The sequence below is a fragment of the Isoptericola sp. b515 genome (assembly GCF_030588125.1).
GTDB lineage: Bacteria > Actinomycetota > Actinomycetes > Actinomycetales > Cellulomonadaceae > Isoptericola > Isoptericola sediminis.
Window position 1 is genome coordinate 844994 of record NZ_JAUQYR010000001.1, and the last position, 15695, is coordinate 860688.

The window sequence follows — 15695 nt, forward strand, 5'->3', positions numbered from 1 at the left end:
GTCGTGCGGGCCTTCGGTGGACGAACGGCGCCGTGGACGACCGACAGCCCGCACTGCTGCTCAGGGGCGACGTGCGCTCCCGGGGGCTCCTGACCGGCCGGAACTCGTCCTGCCTCGCGGCACAGCACCCTGACCCGCCGGGCAGCACCCTGACCCGCGGCGGAGCGCGAACGCCGAGGGGCAGCTTGTGGACGACGACGGCCCGGTCCCCTCCGCAGAGGAGACCGGGCCGTCGTCAGCAGACCGGGATGAACATCCCGGCAGGCTCGACCGGGGCGTCAGCCGCCGATCTGGCCCTCGATCTGCCGCACGTAGGTGTACGTGTTGTCGTCGCCGTACTCGTAGATGCCGATGAACGCGGACGACGGGTCGTTGTCCTCGTTCAGCGGGCCGGTGCCGGACGGACCGGTGTAGTCGATCTCCTCACCGGCCTCGAGCGCCTCGACGCCCTCGGCGAAGGTGGTGACCTCGGTGCCGCCCTCGGCGCCGGAGACGGCCGCGATGTTCTCGGAGATCGTCACGCCGTCGGTACCCTCGCCCCGCACGGCGGCCAGGGCCGCCAGGATGGTGGCGTCGTACGACTCGGCCGCGTAGGAGTACCCGTCGAGGGACGAACCCTCGTTCTCCTCGTGCCAGGTGTTCAGGCGCTCCTTGAAGTCGTCCTCGGCCTGCGCACCGGGCAGCGTGCCCTGGACGCCGGCGAGGGTGCCCTCGTCGAAGTCACCGCTCCAGTCGGACAGGTTGCCGTCCGTGAAGTAGGTGGTGCCGTCGAAGTCCCAGCCCTGGGCGACGAGCTCGTTCACCGCGGCCACGGTCTCCTCGAAGGCGATGACCACGAGGGCGTCCGGGTCGGTGCCCAGCGCCGCGGAGACCTGCGAACCGAAGTTCGTCTCACCGGGCGGGAACTCCTCGCCGGCGCCGTTGGCGCCGTAGACGACCGTGCCACCGCCGGCCTCGATCGCGCTCTGGGTGTGGTCGCGCAGACCGGTGCCGTAGGCGTCGTTGAGGACGATCATGGCGACGTCCTGGTGGCCGCCGTCGAGGATCAGCGAGCCCAGCGCGGCGCCCTGGACGGTGTCCGGCGGGGCGGTGCGCGTGTAGAAGTCTCCGTAGCCCGACAGGTCGGCGGCGGTGTTCGCCGGCGAGATCTGCATCACCTGGGCCTCGGCGAAGACGTCGACCACACCGAGGGAGACCGACGACGACGCAGCGCCGATGACGGCGTCCGCACCCTTGGAGATGAGGTCCGTGGCGGTCGAGTTCGCGACCGTCAGGTCGGTGTTGTCACCGGAGTCGCCCCACTCGACCTCGACGTCGCTGCCGAGCACGCCGCCGGCCTCGTTGATGTCCTGGATGGCCAGACCGACGCCGGCGATCTCGGGCGGGCCGAGGAAGGACAGCGTGCCGGTCACCGGGAGGATGGTGCCGATGGTCAGGGGGTCGGCCGACCCTTCGTCCATCGACTCCTCGGAGGTGTCCGCGGCCTCGTCGGCCGAGTCGTCGGAGCCGCAGGCCGTCAGGCCCAGGCTGAGCGCCGCGGCGAGGGCGAGGCCCTTCGCGGCCGTCATGCGTCGAGTCATGAGTTTCCCTTTCGGGGTCGGGCGTGCCACGGCACTCAATGCCGCATGTAGTGGCGCTGAAACTAGTCCTCATGTGTGACATACATGTGTCAGATCCGTCACTCTCGACAGATCGTGACGAACCTGTGATCTGGCTCACCCCGGCGAGATAGGCCTGCGGGCCTGGCGGATTCCGCAGGATTCCGGGCGAACAGCGTGGTCACGGTGCTGCCGACCTCCCCACCACCACCGTCACGGCACCGCCCGCGTCGAGGCGGCCGCCCCGTCCGGGACCGGACCACGGGAGCTCACACCGGGTACAGATCGACTCACGGGGCACCCGAGCCGGGGTCAGGACCGGCCTTCGGACGCCGTCGCGGGTGATGTTCGGGACAATCGGACCGAGAATCTCGCCGATGTGCTGGTGCGAGGACTTCCGCTCGCGTACCGTTAGGGCCGTTGCAGTGTCTTGCTCGTACCGGACGGACCCCCGTCCTGCGTCGGGAGGCGGGGTCGTTCAGGATTGACCCCGGCGCACCGGCGGACCTTGGTTCCACAAGAGTTTGACGACGAACACCGTGATGCGCGGTCCCCGACAGGCGGGGGCTGCGAGCTCTTGAAGGAGTACCCATGGCCACCGGAACCGTGAAGTGGTTCAACAGCGAGAAGGGCTACGGCTTCATCGCTCCCGAGGACGGCACCGCTGACGTGTTCGTCCACTTCTCCGCGATCCAGACGCAGGGCTACCGCAGCCTGGACGAGGAGCAGAAGGTCGAGTTCGACGTCACGCAGGGCCCGAAGGGTCCGCAGGCGGAGAACGTTCGCCCGCTCTGATCTCTCGTCCGCGTGCTTCCTGACGGCGGCACGCACCAGAGACTCGCACGGCCCGCACTCGCTGCCTCACGGCGGCGGGTGCGGGCCGTTGTCGTCTCCAGGGACCGCCCGCCCCACCCGGTTCCCCCGGGAACCCCGGGGGACCACGAACCGTTCCACCACCATGGGATTCCTCGACCGACTCCTCGGCAGGTCACGTGACGAGCGCTCCATCCCCGGGATGACGGGCGGAGGCACCCCGCGCGGGTACGCCACGCCCGCACCGTCCTCCGCGGACCCGCGAAGCGGGGGTCCCACCTCGCACCGTTCACCCGACGACGTGGCGATCGACCGCTACCGCTACCTGCTGCGCACCGCCCCGCCGGACGCCGTCGAGCAGGCCCATGCCGAGGCGTTCGCCCAGCTCACTCCGGAGCAGCGCCGCCAGGTCCTCACCGAGGTCGGCGCCACGGTGCCTGCCTCCGAGCGCGCCACCACCGACGACCCGCAGTCGCTGGCCCGGATGGCGACCCGCGCCGAGATGCGCAACCCGGGCACCCTGGAGAACACGTTCCGCTCCGGCGGGCCGGGGGCCGCGGCCGGTGCCAGGGGCCCGAGCTTCGGCTCGATGATGGGATCCAGCCTCCTCGGCACGGTCGTCGGTGTCGTCATCGGTTCGGCCGTGGCCAACGCGATGTTCGGTCCGGCGTTCGGCGACCCGACGACGCCGGTCGCCGAGGACGCGGCCGCTGCGGGCGAGGGGGAGGCCGGCGAGGCCGGCGAGGCCGGGGCGGACGCCGGTGCCGACACCGAGGCCGCGGGCATGGATGCCGGCGGCGCGGAGGCCGCCGGGGACGACGGCATGTTCGGTGGGTTCTTCGGCGGCGGCGACGAGGGCGGCGGCGGCCTCGGCGACTTCTTCGGTGGCGACGGCGGCGGTTTCGACTTCTGACTCGCGCAGTCCCGTCCTGACTCGCCGCAGATCGCCCTGACTCGTCGCAGATCGTCCTGACTCGCGGGTCGGTGGTCGGGGGTCGGGGGTCGGGGGGAAGCCTCAGCGAGCGGTGAGGCGCAGGAACGCCCCGAGCTGCTGCAGGTCCGTCACCGACGTCGGCAGGTAGTCCGTCAGCCGCGGCGAGCGGATCACGACCGCCCGCCACTGCCCCCGGGAGACCGCGACGTTGATCCGGTTCCGGCTGAGCAGGAACCCCATGCCCCGGGGCACGTCCTCCGGCGAGGAGGCGGCCATGGACAGCACCGCCACGGGCGCCTCCTGCCCCTGGAACTTGTCCACCGTGCCGACGCGCACGTCGTCCAGGCCGGCCCGGGCCAGCGCGCGGCGGATCGTGTGCACCTGCGCGTTGTACGCGGCCACGACGATGACGTCCGCAGGCCCGAGGTCCCGCGGCTCCGCGCCGACGGTCCGGACCCAGGGCCGGCCCAGCACCGCCCGGACCTGCCGGACCACCTCCTCGGCCTCCTCGGCCGAGGACACCGCCCGGCCGGCGTGGTCGACGAGCACCTCGTGCACACCGGGCTCCACCGGGTCCAGCGACCGCCCGTGGACCGAGGCGTGGGCGTGCAGCCGACCGGAGTACGCCAGCTCGGACACCGCCGTACACAGCGCCGGGTGCATCCGCCGGGACGCGGGCAGGAAGTAGCCGAACTCCTCGGGCAGCGTCTCGTGGCCGTCGGCGAGCCAGCCGAGCGCCGAGCCGGCGACCCCCGGGTCGGGGTGCGCCCCCTGGGACACCTGCGGCAGCTGCTGCGGGTCGCCGAGCAGCAGCAGCCGTGCAGCCGCCCGCGCGACCGCGACCGTGTTGGCGATCGCGAACTGACCGGCCTCGTCGATGACGAGCAGGTCCAGTCCCTCCGGCGCCCATCGGTCGTGCGCGAAGTCCCAGGCCGTCCCTCCGACGACGCAGCCACGTCCCGCGTCGTCGGCCTCGGCAGCGAAGACCTGCAGCCCGTCGGCGTTGACGTCCTGCCACGGGGTCCTCGACTGCGCCGGCGAGACGCCGGAGGGCAGCTTCTTGGCGACCTGCTCGGCCGGGACGCCGGCGGCCAGCACCCCGTGCAGCAGGTTCTCCACGACGGCGTGCGACTGCGCCACGACGCCGACCCGCCAGCCGTCGGCGACCAGCGCCGCGATGACGTGGGAGGCGAGGTAGGTCTTGCCGGTGCCGGGCGGACCCTGCACCGCGAGGTAGGACCGGTCGAGCGCCCGCACCGCCCGCTCCACGGCCGCGACCACGTCGGGCTCGCCGTCCGGCCCCACCGCCGGTGTTGGCAGTCCCCGGGCGACCCGGGCGGGGCGTCGCTGGAGCAGGTCCGTCATCGGCCCGGCGGGCAGCCGCTCCGCCATCGGCACGCCTGCCGCGGCACCGGAGCGCCAGGCCTCCAGCGCCGCCCGCCCGGCCTCCTCGGTGGCCGTCTCCAACGGGCCGGCGGGGACGTGGCTGTTGACGCTCAGGGCGCACGGCAGGTCGTCGTGCGTCTCCTGGCCGGCCCCCACGTGCTCCCGCACGGTGAAGACGTCCAGCTCACGGTCGCCGTCGACGACCCGCTCGACCTCGGCGATCGCCATCTTGTTGTGGAACCAGCGCTCCGCCAGCGGTCCCACGTTCGTGACCACCGGTGGGCACGGCACGTCGTAGAGCAGGAACGCGCTCGCCCCTGCGCGCAGCTCGCTGCCCTCCACGGCGGGACACGCCAGGGCCAGGAGCCGCGACGGCGCCCGCTTGCCCGGCTCGACCTCCCAGTCGCGGAGCACCCGCCCGCCCTCGACGACCGCGGCCGACCGGCGGCCCGGCCACTCGGCGGGCGGAAGCTGCATGCGGGAGAAGTGCGCCTGCCAGAACTGCTTGCCCTCGCGCCGGTGGTAGCCGACCGCGGCACCCAGCAGGCTCAGCGCGCGGGCAGCCGCCCGTTCGGCGGGCTCGTGGGGGTGCGCGTGCGCGACGGCGTCCCGGATCTCGGCCTCGAGCGCCTCCCGGGCGGCTCTCTCCGGGTTCTCGGGGGTGGGCTCCTCCAGGGGCAGCGGCTCGGCAACCGGCCGCTCGACCGGGCCGACCACCTCGTCGTGCGCCCAGCGCAGCCAGTCCAGCAGCCGCAGCGTGGACAGGCAGTCGTACCGGTTGTAGTCGAGGATCTCCTCGCGGCGCTGCGCGGCCTCGTCGTGCTCCCCCGCAGCCAGCAGCTCGCAGTACTCGGCGTACTCGACCACCGACGTCGCGGCGTCGGTCACGCCGGACCGCGCCGCCTCGTCGCCCATGTACAGCGGTTCGAGCTTCTTGATCGACCGGGACCGGTCGGAGATCCGGATCGCCGACCGCACCGTGGCGTACAGGTCGACGAGCACTCCGGAACGCAGCAGCTCGTCGACCTCGTCCTCGTACACCCCGTGCCGGGCCGCGATGGACAGCAGGTGCGTCCGTTCGTAGGCGGCGTAGTGGTAGACGTGCATGTCGGGCCACCGACGACGGCGTTCGGCCATGGCGTCGACGAACCGCACCAGGGCGTCGGCCTCGTCGGCCCAGGTGTCCGCCCACAGGGCGTGGAACGACGGCCGCCCCTCGGCGTCGAGGTCACGGGTGACCCAGCCGAAGAGGTAGTCGATCCCCGACTCGGCCGGGGTGAGCGCGTCCGCGGGGGCCCACAGCGGGTCGCCCTCGAAGTCGAAGAAGACGTCGCCGTCGCTCGGCGGCGGCAGTCGTTCCACGGGCGCCGGGTCGGTGAGCGCCCAGCGCAGCTCGCGTGACCCCTCGGGCGTCTCCAGCAGCACCGAGCCGTCGCCCGGGTCGGTGCCGAGCTGCAGCCCGGCCTGTCGCTGCAGGCCGGCGAACCGGTCGGCCGCCGTCCCCGCCGGGGGCTGCTCGGCACAGGCCAGGTCCTTCATCGTGGTGAGGCCGGCGGCGGCGAGCCGAGCGCGCTGCGGGGCGTGGACGCCGGCCACGAGCAGCACGTCCGAGTGCGTGGCCGCGGACTCGGCGCAGTCCGGGCAGACGCCGAGCCGCTGGCAGGCGACGTGCCCCGGGGCGTCCCACTCGACCGGCGCTCCCTCCTCGACGTGCCGGGCGACGACGTCCAGCAGCCGGTCACGCCGCGCCCGGAACACCGGCAGCACCTCGGCAAGCGCGTGCTCGGTGATCTCGCCGGTGCCGAGCACCAGGTGGGCGTGCTCGGTGGGGTCGATCCCGGCGGCGAGGAGCTGGTCGGCGTACGCGGCGAGCTGCAGCACCGCCCGGACCTTCTCCCGCCGGGCGAGCTTGGTGTCCCAGACGGCGTAACGGGGTCGGTCGTCGCCGGGACCGGCGTCGCGCACGAGGAAGTCCGCCCGCCCGTGGAACCTCCCGTCGAAGAACGCCGCCTGGTAGACGACGTCGGCCCCGCGTTCGAGCGCGGCGAGCGTCGCGGAGTGCGCCGCGACGAGGTCGTCGTACGCCATGCGTCGCGGCGCCGGGACCTCCAGGACTCCGCCGGGGCCGCCGTCGTCGGGGGCCTCGCCGAACCGGGCCCGGAAGTCCTCCAGCACGGACGCCTCGTGCGCCTCGCCGAGCGCGACGGTGCGCGCCAGCATCTCGTCGGCGTCCCGGGGCCGCTGCGGCACCCGGCCCAGGACCTCGTCGAGGCGGCGCAGGAGCGCGTGCTCGCACTCGGCGGCCACCACCAGGTCGCTGGCCGAGTGCACGAGCCGCGGCTCACCGGCGCCGTCCAGGAGGAACATGTCCCAGGTCTACCAGCGACCGCCGACATGGACCTGAAGGGGATGTTTCCGCCATAGTGGGGCCGCACGACGCCGAAGGAGACCCATGACCGTGCGATTCAACCCCCCGCCCGGCTGGCAGGTCCCCCCAGGGTTCCGGCCAGACGCGCACTGGGCACCCGACCCCTCGTGGCCCCCGGCGCCTCCGGGATGGCAGTACTGGGTGGAGGACCCCCCGCCCCCGCCCCAGCCTGCGCCTGCGCCTGCGCCTGCTGCGACGACGCGCGCCGCAGCCGTGCCTTCCGCCCCGCCCCAGGGTGCGGGCGACCCGGGGGCGACCACGGTCATGGCACCCGTGCGGCCCGACGCCGGTCCGCCGCCCGCACCGTCGGCCACCCGGGCCTCGGCGCACGGGTCCGCGCGGCCGGTGCACGACCCGCATCCCACCGCTCGCGCCACGACGCCGGTCCCGCCGCAACAGCCCGCCGCCGCGCCGCCGAACGCACCGGGCCACGACACCAACCGGGGCGAGGCACGCGCCGGTCGGCGGCAGCGTCCGGCGACCGTGCTCGTCGCGGGGGTCGCCGTCGCCTGCCTGGCCCTCGGGGTCATCGTCGGCGTGATGTTCTCGATGGTGCAGACCGGTGACGCCCGCCAGGCCATCGCCGACGCCGAACGGCAGGTCGAGCAGGCCGCCGCGCTGGAGGCCGAGGTCACCGAGGACAAGGCGGCGCTCTCCGAGCGTGCCGCCGAGCTCGAGGCACGGGAGAAATCCCTCAAGGAGCGCGAGTCCGAGATCGCGGAGAAGGAGTCGCAGCTGGTCAGCCGACAGGCCGAGCTCGACGACCAGGCCGCCCAGCAGCAGCAGCTGCAGCAGCAACAGCAGCAGGGGAACGACAAGAGGGACGACGACGGCGGCGGCCAGTGGTGGTACTGGAACTGCGACGCCGCCCGTCAGGACGGCGCCGCGCCGATCTACCAGGGCTCGCCCGGCTACCGCAGCGGTCTCGACCCCAACGGCAACGGCATCGCCTGCGAGGAGGGGGAGTAGCCGTTCGCTCGACTGACCTGGACGGCGGGGTCGTCGTCGGTTCGGCACCTCGACGTGCCGAACCGACGACTATCGGCCGACCAGGTCCGCGATCAGTCGGCCACGCGCAGCGATCCCAGGATGCCGTTCAGCAGCTCCTGACCGTCCTCTCCCGTGGGCAGCTCCAGGTGCACCGTGTACTGCTCGCCGACGTCGAGCTCGACGTCGATCCGGACGTCCTGAGCCTCGACCTCGACCTGGCGGCCATAGGCCTCCGCCGAGGCCGCGTCGCCCGTGTCCCAGATCCACCAGGATCCTGACGTCGGCGTGACCACGACCCGCCGGGCACCGTCGACCTCGAGGAGGTACATCGTCTGCTTCGGCGGCGCGGAGACCATCCAGGCCGCGGACGGCGGTGTCGGACGGACGGCGACGACGGCCGGGGCGACCCCGAACCCATCGTCGTCCGGGCTGACGGCCATCATCGACCCGGGGTCGTCCGTCCACGGACCGACGTCCTGCCAGTCGTCCGGGACGCCGAGCCGCAGGCGGCCGGCCTTGATCTCGCGCCATCCGGCAGGGAGTCCCGCCCCGGCGTCGAGGGTGTGCACGCCCTGCGACGACCGGATCTCCCGTTCGACCGAGAGGTTGTCCACCACACCCTGCAGGACGTCGCGGCCGGCGGCCGTGTCCGGCACGTCGCCGATGATCACCTCGTACTTCGCGCCGACGTCCGTGCTCACCGAGAGCACGGCGCGGAGCGTGTCCCCGGACCCGGCGACCACACGCATGACGGTCAGTCCCGCGCCGGGGACGTCGGGGAACGTGGCACCCGGGTCGTCGACCGTCCAACCGAGGTTCTGGGAGTAGAAGATGTACCCGGATCGCTCTGTCGCCCCGACGCTGACCGTCAGGTCCGCGATCCCCCCGGTCCGGCCGGTGACCTCGAAGAACCTGTCCCGACGGACGACCGGGCCGTCCGCCTCCCAGTCCGCGGGCAGGCTCACGACCACCGGCCCGAGCCACACCCGCACGCGGTCCGCCGCGCCGTCGGCCGCCCGGGGGACCGTCTCGCTCGGCCCGGGACCGCCGGGCAGCACCGCACCGGTGAGGGGCCGGTCGACCAGCTCGGGCAACGCCTGCACACCGCCGACGGCGAGCACGAGCGCCAGGGCGCCAGTTCCTCCGGCGAGCACGACGCGGCGCGCGCGGACACGGCGCACCGCGCGTCGTGCCATCCGGTCGGGGTCGAGACCGGGTGGCACCTCGAGGTGGTCGACGGCCTCGCGCAGCTCCGCGAGCAGCGGGTCCTGGGCGTTCACGCGTCCTCCTCGGTGGTCGTGGTGAGCACGGCCCGCAGGGCGGCCAGCCCGCGCGACCCGGCGGACTTCACGGTGCCGCGGGCCAGGTTGAGCTCGTCGGCGGTCTGCTGCTCGCTCCGGTCCAGCAGATGGCGCAGCACGACGACACGGCGCTGCGTCTCCGGCAGCATCTGCAGGGCACGCACGAGCCGGTCCCGCTCGGCGACGTGCCGGGCGTGGTCCGGGGCGTGCTCGGAGGCGCCGAGGTCCGACGTCCCGGGGGCCGGGTCGCGCAGCACCTCACGGCGCGTGCGGCGCCACGTGTCGATCCGGGAGGTCGCCACGACCCGCCGCGCGTAGGCGAACGGGTCGCTGCTGATCCGCGGCCAGGCACGATAGGTGCGCTCGAGCGCCGTCTGGACGAGGTCGTGGGCCCGGTGCTCGTCCCCGCAGAGCAGGAAGGCGATGCGGTACAGCCCCGCGGTCCGGGCACGGGCGAAGGCGGTGAACTCGGCGACCGCGGTGGTCGGCGTGGCCTCCTCGTGGACCGCGGTCGACGGTGCCCGGACGGTGTCCGTCGTCCCCGGCGAGGCGATCGGGACCTGGATCATCTCGCCCATCAACGCTCCTGCTCCCGAGGCTCCATGCACCGTAGACGCAGCAGCGATGGCGAAAGGTTCCGCCCTTCACAGATCTGGTCGGCAGCTCGTGCCGTGATCGGCAGCCTGAGCTGCCGAGCCGAGCACGAGCTGCCGATCAGACGCGCCGGCGAGCAGCCCCGGGTCAGCGCCCGCCGGGGAACGGGATCACCGGGCAGGTGAACGACGCGACGACCCCGCCGTCCATGGCCGCTCCGGCGTCGATGGCCGCCTCGACCTCCTCCGCCGACCCGAGCATGCCGTCGTCGTTCAGGTCGCCGGCCTCCAGGACGTCGTCGAAGTCCTCGTAGAGCACGGCGGTGACCTGCCAGCGGCCGCCGTTGTAGTCGGTGTCGCCCGGGGCCGCCTCGGCGACGTTGGCCTGGGCGCCGCCCAGGTCGTAGATGGTGTCGAACGAGTGGTCCGGCGCCCCCGTGCCGGACAGGTCGTTCGGCGTCCCGACGGTGCGGTAGGCGACGCCGTCGACGTAGAACGCGGTGCCCTGGGTGACCCCGGCCTGCGCGGCCACGGCCGGGACCAGGACGGCGCCGGCGGCGAGCGCCAGCGACCCGGCGACGGCAAGAGTGCGGTTGCGGTGCATGATCGTCCTCCTCACGGGACCGAACCCCGGTGGCCGGCCCTCTGCGTCCAGCCCACCGCGCGGCGCCGCGCAGGTCCATGACGAGGGCCTTACGGGCTGCTCACGGGGTCGTGACACGCTCGGGAGCTCGTCCCTCGGCCGACCGGGTGCCTGGTGCTCCCGGCGCTGCTAGCGTCCCGAGCACCGAGGAGAGGACGGGCACCGATGCCGCGCAGAGCCCTCGTCCCGGCCGTCCTCGTCACGCTCCTGCCGCTGGCCGGATGCGCCGGGAGCAGCGACTCGCCTGGAGCGAGGCGCTCGCGGGTCGCGCCTTCGGCGACACCAGCTCGTCGGCCTTCCTGCCGGAGGACCTCGTGGCGGCGATGCCCTCGACGGCCTACGTCGACACCGGCCTGGATCACGACTTCAGGTTCTCCGCGGTCGTCGTCTCCGGGGAGTTCACCGCCGTGGAGAACGGCCGTGCCATGGACTGGAGCACGGACGACGGCGACGAGGTGCCGTGGGACGCCGAGGCTGACACGCGCACCCTACGGACGACGTTCGAGGTCGACCGGACGATCGACGTCGCCGATCAGGTACCCGCTCCCGGGCCGGGGGACTCCCTCTCGGTCCAGGTCGTGGTCGACGGCTCCGACGATGCCGAAGCGGTCGCGCAGGGCCTGCTCGACCTGGGGCCGAGCGTCGTCTTCCTCGCCGAGCTCCCCGAGGGCGACGGGGACTGGAGGATCGCCCTCGACGGTGCCCTCGTCGCCACCGTCGACGGATCGAGCGGTGTCCTCGAGCTGCCGGTCGTCGCGGCGGCCGGGACGCGCGGCGACGCCGACGACCTGCTCGGGGCCGGGACGACGATCGACGACCTCGACCGCGCAGCCGGCGTCGCGGCGGAGGTCTCGGTGGCGAACGACTGAACAGTCGTGTGCTGTACCGGGTCTCACGAGCGTCTTACGGACTCCTGACAGGTCCCTGACATGCCTGCTCAGCGCCGCGTGGCGCCCACGCACGGGCCTAGGCTGACTGCATGGTCCGGGTCCTCGTGGTCGACGACGACACCACCGTCGCCGACGTGGTGGTCGCCTACCTCGAGCGCGCCGGCATGGCGGCCGAGCACGTGACCGACGGCGTCGACGCCCTCGTCGCCGCCCACGAGCGGCCGCCGGACGCCGTCGTCCTCGACCTCATGCTCCCCGGCCTGGACGGGATCGAGGTGTGCCGGCGGCTGCGCGCGGACCGGCCCGCCCTGCCGGTGCTCATGCTGACCGCCCGCGGCGAGGAGGACGACCGCATCACCGGCCTCGAGGTCGGGGCGGACGACTACGTGACCAAGCCGTTCAGCCCGCGCGAGCTGACCCTGCGCGTGCAGTCCGTGCTGCGGCGGGCGGGCACCCCGGCCGACGGCGCCGCCCCGGCCGGCGAGAGCCCTGCCGCGCAGGACGGACCGTCGCCCACGTCCGCACCGCCGTCGGGAACCCTGCGCGACGGCGACCTGACCGTCGACGTCGCCGCCCACCGGGTGCTGCGCGGCGGCTCGGAGCTGGCGCTGACCGCCCGCGAGTTCGACCTGCTGGTCTGGTTCCTCGCCCACCCCGGCCAGGTGCACGACCGCGAGACGCTGCTGCGCGAGGTGTGGGGCTGGGAGTACGGCGACCGGTCCACCGTGACGGTGCACGTGCGGCGGCTGCGGGAGAAGGTCGAGGCCGATCCGTCCGCCCCCACGCGGCTCGTGACCGTGTTCGGCGTCGGCTACCGCTGGGACGCCCGTCCCCCGGACGCTGCGGAGGGCGCGACGTGACCCCGCTGGAGGGGGTCGGCCTCTCGGCCGGGGTGGCTGCCGTCGTCGGGCTCGCCGGGGCGGCCGGCGTGCTGGCGCTCGGACGACGCCGCCCGTCCGTCGCCGCGACGCTCGCCCCGCTGGTCGTCGTGGCGTCGGTCGCGGCCGGCGTCTACGCCAGCGCCCGCGCGATGTTCCTGTCGGAGAAGGACTCCACGACGGTGCTGTGGCTGCTGCTCGCCACCGTCCCCGTGGCGCTCGTCATCGGGCTGGTGCTCGCCCGACGCACCCACCACCTCGCCACGGAGCGTGCCGAGGCCGTGGCGGCCCGGGACCGGGACCGGGAGGTCGAGGCCCGACGCCGCGAGCTCGTCGCGTGGGTGTCCCACGACCTGCGCACGCCGCTGGCCGCCGTCCGCGTGCTGACGGAGGCGATGGAGGACGCGGTGACGACCCCCGCGGACGCGGCGGCCGGCATCCTCGCGGAGAACCGTCGCATGAGCGACATGGTCGACGACCTGCTGGCGCTGTCCCGGCTGCAGTCACCGGGTTTCGAGCTGAACCGCGAGCCCACGGACGTCGGGGACCTCGCCTCGGACGCGCTGGCCGCCGCCGGCCCCGCCGCCGCGGCCGCCGGCGTGCGGCTCACGGGTGAGGTGACCGTGCCCGTCGTCGTCCCCGTGGACGCCCGGGAGGTCGCCCGGGCGGTGGGCAACCTGGTGTCCAACGCGGTGCGGCACACCCCGGCCGGGGGCACCGTGTGCGTCCAGGTCGAGGACGACCACGGGTCGGCCGCCGTCGTGCACGTCACCGACGGCTGCGGGGGCATCCCCGCGGCGGACCTGCCCCGCGTGTTCGAGGCCGGCTGGCGCGGTACCGCGGCCCGCACCCCGGGGTCCGGCGGCGCCGGCATCGGCCTGTCGATCGTGCGCTCGGTCGCCGAGGCGCACGGCGGCGCCGTCACGGTCGAGAACGTCGACGACGGCCGCGGCTGCCGCTTCACGCTCACCCTGCCGGGGTGACCTCCAGGGGGACCTCCTCCGTCGACCCGTCGACGTAGGTGACCTGCGCGAGGGCCGAGAACGACTCCTCTCCCGGCGCCCACAGCGCGAACCAGCCGTCGTCCATCGACGCCGCGACCTGCTCGCCGTCGGCCGTGGCCACCGTGACGGCCTCGACCTCGTCCCCGACCCGGCCGAACGCGGCGGTCACCGCGCCCTCACCGCTCGGGCCGTCCGACCAGGACGCCGTACCGGTCTCCGCCACGACGAGCTCGCGGGGCCCCGGCCGGGGCACGGGCGTGCCGCCGACGGACTCCGAGGAGTACACCTGCGTGCCGCCGTCCTTCGTCACGAAGCACTCCGCGAGCGCCCCGTCCCCGGACAGGAGCACGTAGGTGTAGTCGCCACGCACCTCGGCGAGCACCGGATCCAGCGGGATCTCGGTGATCGGCGCCCCCTCGCCGGCCGCGTCCTCGTCGATGGCGTGGGCCGCCGTCGGGCAGGAGGCGGCGTCCTGCGCCGCGGCGGCGGGGTCGACGACCTGGGGCGTCGGCGTCCACGAGGCGTACGCCTCCGGGCCGCCGAGCGTCGTCGACACCACGACCCCGGCCGCCACGGCAGCCACGGCCCCCGCGAACACACCGGTCGCCACCCCGGCCCGCGAGCGCCGCGCCGGGGCGAGGTAGCGGTCCGGCACGGTCCGGTCCGTGGCCAGCACCCGCGCCAGGTCAGGGTCGTCCGGATGTCCCGGGGCACGCAGGTGCCGTGCCGGGTCCAGACCGCCCAGGTCGTCCAGCAGCGGTGACCTCATGGCCTCTCCTCCTGCAGCCTGCGCAGCACGGTCGCGGTGTCGCGGGGCACCTCGGAGTACGCCAGCAGCCGCTTGCGGGCCCGGGTGAGCCGCACCGAGAAGGTGGACGGACGGCACTCCAGCACCTGGGCGGCCTCGCGGGCGGACAGCCCGTCCCACGCCACGAGCGCCAGGACCTCCCGGTCGGCGTCGCCGAGCAGGTCCCAGGCGCGGCGCAGGTCGGCGCGCTCGGCCGCGGCGTCGTCCGCACCTCGGGCCTGCGCCGTCGGCTCCCGCTCCAGCCGCACCCCGAGGGCCTGCCAGCGGCCCTGCGTGCGCACCTGGGTGGACAGGACCTTGCGCGCGACGCCGAAGAGCCACGCGCGCGCCGCGGTCGGCACGTCCTCCACCCTCCGCCAGGCGACCAGGTAGGTCTCCGAGACGACGTCGTCGACGATCGCCGGCGCGGCACGACGCGCGACGAACCGCACCACCTGCTCGCGATGGTCCACCCACAGGCGCGTCAGGCGCTCGCGGGCCGCGGCGTCGTCCACGCTCGTCCTCCCGATCCCTCGTCCCCTTCATGGCCGGCAGGGCCGGTGCTGCTCCACCGTACTGGGAGACGGTTGCCCTGATCGATGGGCTCGCTACCCTCGTGCAGGACCGCGGACGCCGACGCGCGTCCTCGACGACGACGTGAGGAGCGTCAGGATGCGCACGAGACTTTCCCGGACCGTGGCCACCGGCGTCGGCGTGACGGTGCTGGCCCTGGGGACGGGCGTGGTCGGCACGGCTCCGGCGACGGCCGACATCGGCGAGCCGGTCGGCACGATCGGCGAGGGTTCGTCCGACGGCGGGAACCTGCCCGCGGGGAACCTCCCCGGCGTGCCCGAGCCCGGCAGCCCGGAGGCCGAGTGGGTCGCCTGGGCCGCCGCGGAGCGGGCCGAGGCCGAGGCCACGGACTGGAAGGCCGACTCGGCCGCCCGCGGGTGCGAACTGGTGGAGGTCTCGATCGCCGACGAGGTCGATCCCGCCTACAACGAGGCGATGGGCGCCCCCGCCGACCTGGTCACGCACCGGGTCGAGATGGTGGAGACCTGCGAGGGCCCGACCGCGTCGGGCGGGATGACGCTCGAGACCGACGGCACGGCGAGCACGACCGCGATCGGGTCCGGCAGCGACTGCGACAGCACGAAGGGTCCCGGCACGATCTGCATCTACAAGTCCAGCGGGCGGATCTACTCCTCGTGGAAGTACCGCGGATCGGGCAGCGTCTCGGGGTTCCTGCGGATCTACCAGATCTCGACGTCGGCCTCGAGCTGCTACCGCGGCAGCACCTGGCTCACGGGCCCGTCGCGCACGTGGAGCAGCGGGATGACGCGCAGCATCTCCAAGACGCGCACGACGTACTCGGGCTACTCGGCGCACATCTGGAAGAAGGTGTGGCACGGGCACACCGACTGGGGCAGCACCTGCTCGAGGCTCTGAG

General features: G+C 74.0%; 14 protein-coding genes. 7 read left to right on the forward strand and 7 right to left on the reverse strand.

Annotated features, from left to right (window positions below; genetic code table 11):
- Window positions 1-278: 278 nt before the first annotated feature.
- Window positions 279-1580: an ABC transporter substrate-binding protein gene (locus Q6350_RS03800; RefSeq protein WP_304602897.1), complete on the reverse strand. Its 1302-nt coding sequence runs from the start codon at window positions 1578-1580 to the stop codon at window positions 279-281.
- Between the two features lie 609 nt (window positions 1581-2189).
- On the opposite strand from Q6350_RS03800, the gene Q6350_RS03805 reads away from it, so the two are divergent.
- A complete protein-coding gene (locus tag Q6350_RS03805) occupies window positions 2190-2393 on the forward strand; it encodes a cold-shock protein (RefSeq protein ID WP_171246087.1) in 204 nt (67 codons plus the stop codon).
- A 319-nt stretch (window positions 2394-2712) separates the two neighbouring features.
- The gene (locus Q6350_RS03810; protein ID WP_305065323.1) at window positions 2713-3324 is read left to right on the forward strand and encodes a hypothetical protein; all 612 of its coding nucleotides are present in this window, start codon (window positions 2713-2715) and stop codon (window positions 3322-3324) included.
- 102 nt (window positions 3325-3426) lie between these two features.
- Here Q6350_RS03810 and Q6350_RS03815 read toward each other — a convergent pair whose 3' ends face one another.
- Window positions 3427-7098 (reverse strand): TM0106 family RecB-like putative nuclease, encoded by a 3672-nt coding sequence (locus tag Q6350_RS03815; RefSeq protein ID WP_305065325.1) that lies wholly within the window; start codon window positions 7096-7098, stop codon window positions 3427-3429.
- Between the two features lie 274 nt (window positions 7099-7372).
- Here Q6350_RS03815 and Q6350_RS03820 point away from each other — a divergent pair, with 274 nt between their 5' ends.
- Window positions 7373-8128, forward strand: a complete 756-nt coding sequence (locus tag Q6350_RS03820) for an excalibur calcium-binding domain-containing protein (RefSeq protein WP_305065327.1) — start codon at window positions 7373-7375, stop codon at window positions 8126-8128.
- A 92-nt stretch (window positions 8129-8220) separates the two neighbouring features.
- Here the strand turns inward: Q6350_RS03820 and Q6350_RS03825 are convergent, their stop codons facing one another.
- The 3 genes from Q6350_RS03825 to Q6350_RS03835 all read right to left on the reverse strand — a co-directional run bounded on the left by Q6350_RS03825 (window position 8221) and on the right by Q6350_RS03835 (window position 10647).
- Window positions 8221-9429, reverse strand: a complete 1209-nt coding sequence (locus Q6350_RS03825) for a hypothetical protein (protein ID WP_305065329.1) — start codon at window positions 9427-9429, stop codon at window positions 8221-8223.
- Window positions 9426-10028, reverse strand: a complete 603-nt coding sequence (locus Q6350_RS03830; RefSeq protein ID WP_304602904.1) for a SigE family RNA polymerase sigma factor — start codon at window positions 10026-10028, stop codon at window positions 9426-9428. The genes Q6350_RS03825 and Q6350_RS03830 overlap by 4 nt, the downstream gene beginning before the upstream one ends.
- Before the next feature lie 163 nt (window positions 10029-10191).
- Window positions 10192-10647, reverse strand: coding sequence for a hypothetical protein (locus Q6350_RS03835; protein WP_304602905.1), 456 nt, complete (start codon window positions 10645-10647; stop codon window positions 10192-10194).
- A gap of 260 nt (window positions 10648-10907) precedes the next feature.
- On the opposite strand from Q6350_RS03835, the gene Q6350_RS03840 reads away from it, so the two are divergent.
- The 3 genes from Q6350_RS03840 (at window position 10908) to Q6350_RS03850 (ending at window position 13437) form a co-directional block, all read left to right on the forward strand.
- The gene (locus tag Q6350_RS03840; protein WP_305065332.1) at window positions 10908-11555 is read left to right on the forward strand and encodes a hypothetical protein; all 648 of its coding nucleotides are present in this window, start codon (window positions 10908-10910) and stop codon (window positions 11553-11555) included.
- A 110-nt stretch (window positions 11556-11665) separates the two neighbouring features.
- Window positions 11666-12436 carry a response regulator transcription factor gene (locus tag Q6350_RS03845; RefSeq protein ID WP_305065334.1) on the forward strand — a complete coding sequence of 257 codons (771 nt, stop codon included), beginning with the start codon at window positions 11666-11668 and terminating at the stop codon, window positions 12434-12436.
- On the forward strand, window positions 12433-13437 hold the full coding sequence (locus tag Q6350_RS03850; protein WP_304606487.1) for a cell wall metabolism sensor histidine kinase WalK: 1005 nt from the start codon (window positions 12433-12435) through the stop codon (window positions 13435-13437). Before Q6350_RS03845 ends, Q6350_RS03850 begins: the two co-directional genes overlap by 4 nt.
- Here the strand turns inward: Q6350_RS03850 and Q6350_RS03855 are convergent.
- Both Q6350_RS03855 and Q6350_RS03860 read right to left on the reverse strand, forming a co-directional pair.
- Complete coding sequence (locus Q6350_RS03855; protein WP_305065336.1) at window positions 13421-14227, reverse strand: hypothetical protein; 807 nt, start codon at window positions 14225-14227, stop codon at window positions 13421-13423. The two genes, Q6350_RS03850 and Q6350_RS03855, sit on opposite strands and share 17 nt — an antisense overlap.
- Entirely contained in the window at window positions 14224-14760 is a 537-nt protein-coding gene (locus tag Q6350_RS03860; RefSeq protein WP_304606485.1) for an RNA polymerase sigma factor, read from the reverse strand. Before Q6350_RS03860 ends, Q6350_RS03855 begins: the two co-directional genes overlap by 4 nt.
- A 157-nt stretch (window positions 14761-14917) precedes the next feature.
- Here Q6350_RS03860 and Q6350_RS03865 point away from each other — a divergent pair, with 157 nt between their 5' ends.
- Complete coding sequence (locus tag Q6350_RS03865; RefSeq protein WP_304606484.1) at window positions 14918-15694, forward strand: hypothetical protein; 777 nt, start codon at window positions 14918-14920, stop codon at window positions 15692-15694.
- Window position 15695 lies beyond the last annotated feature (1 nt).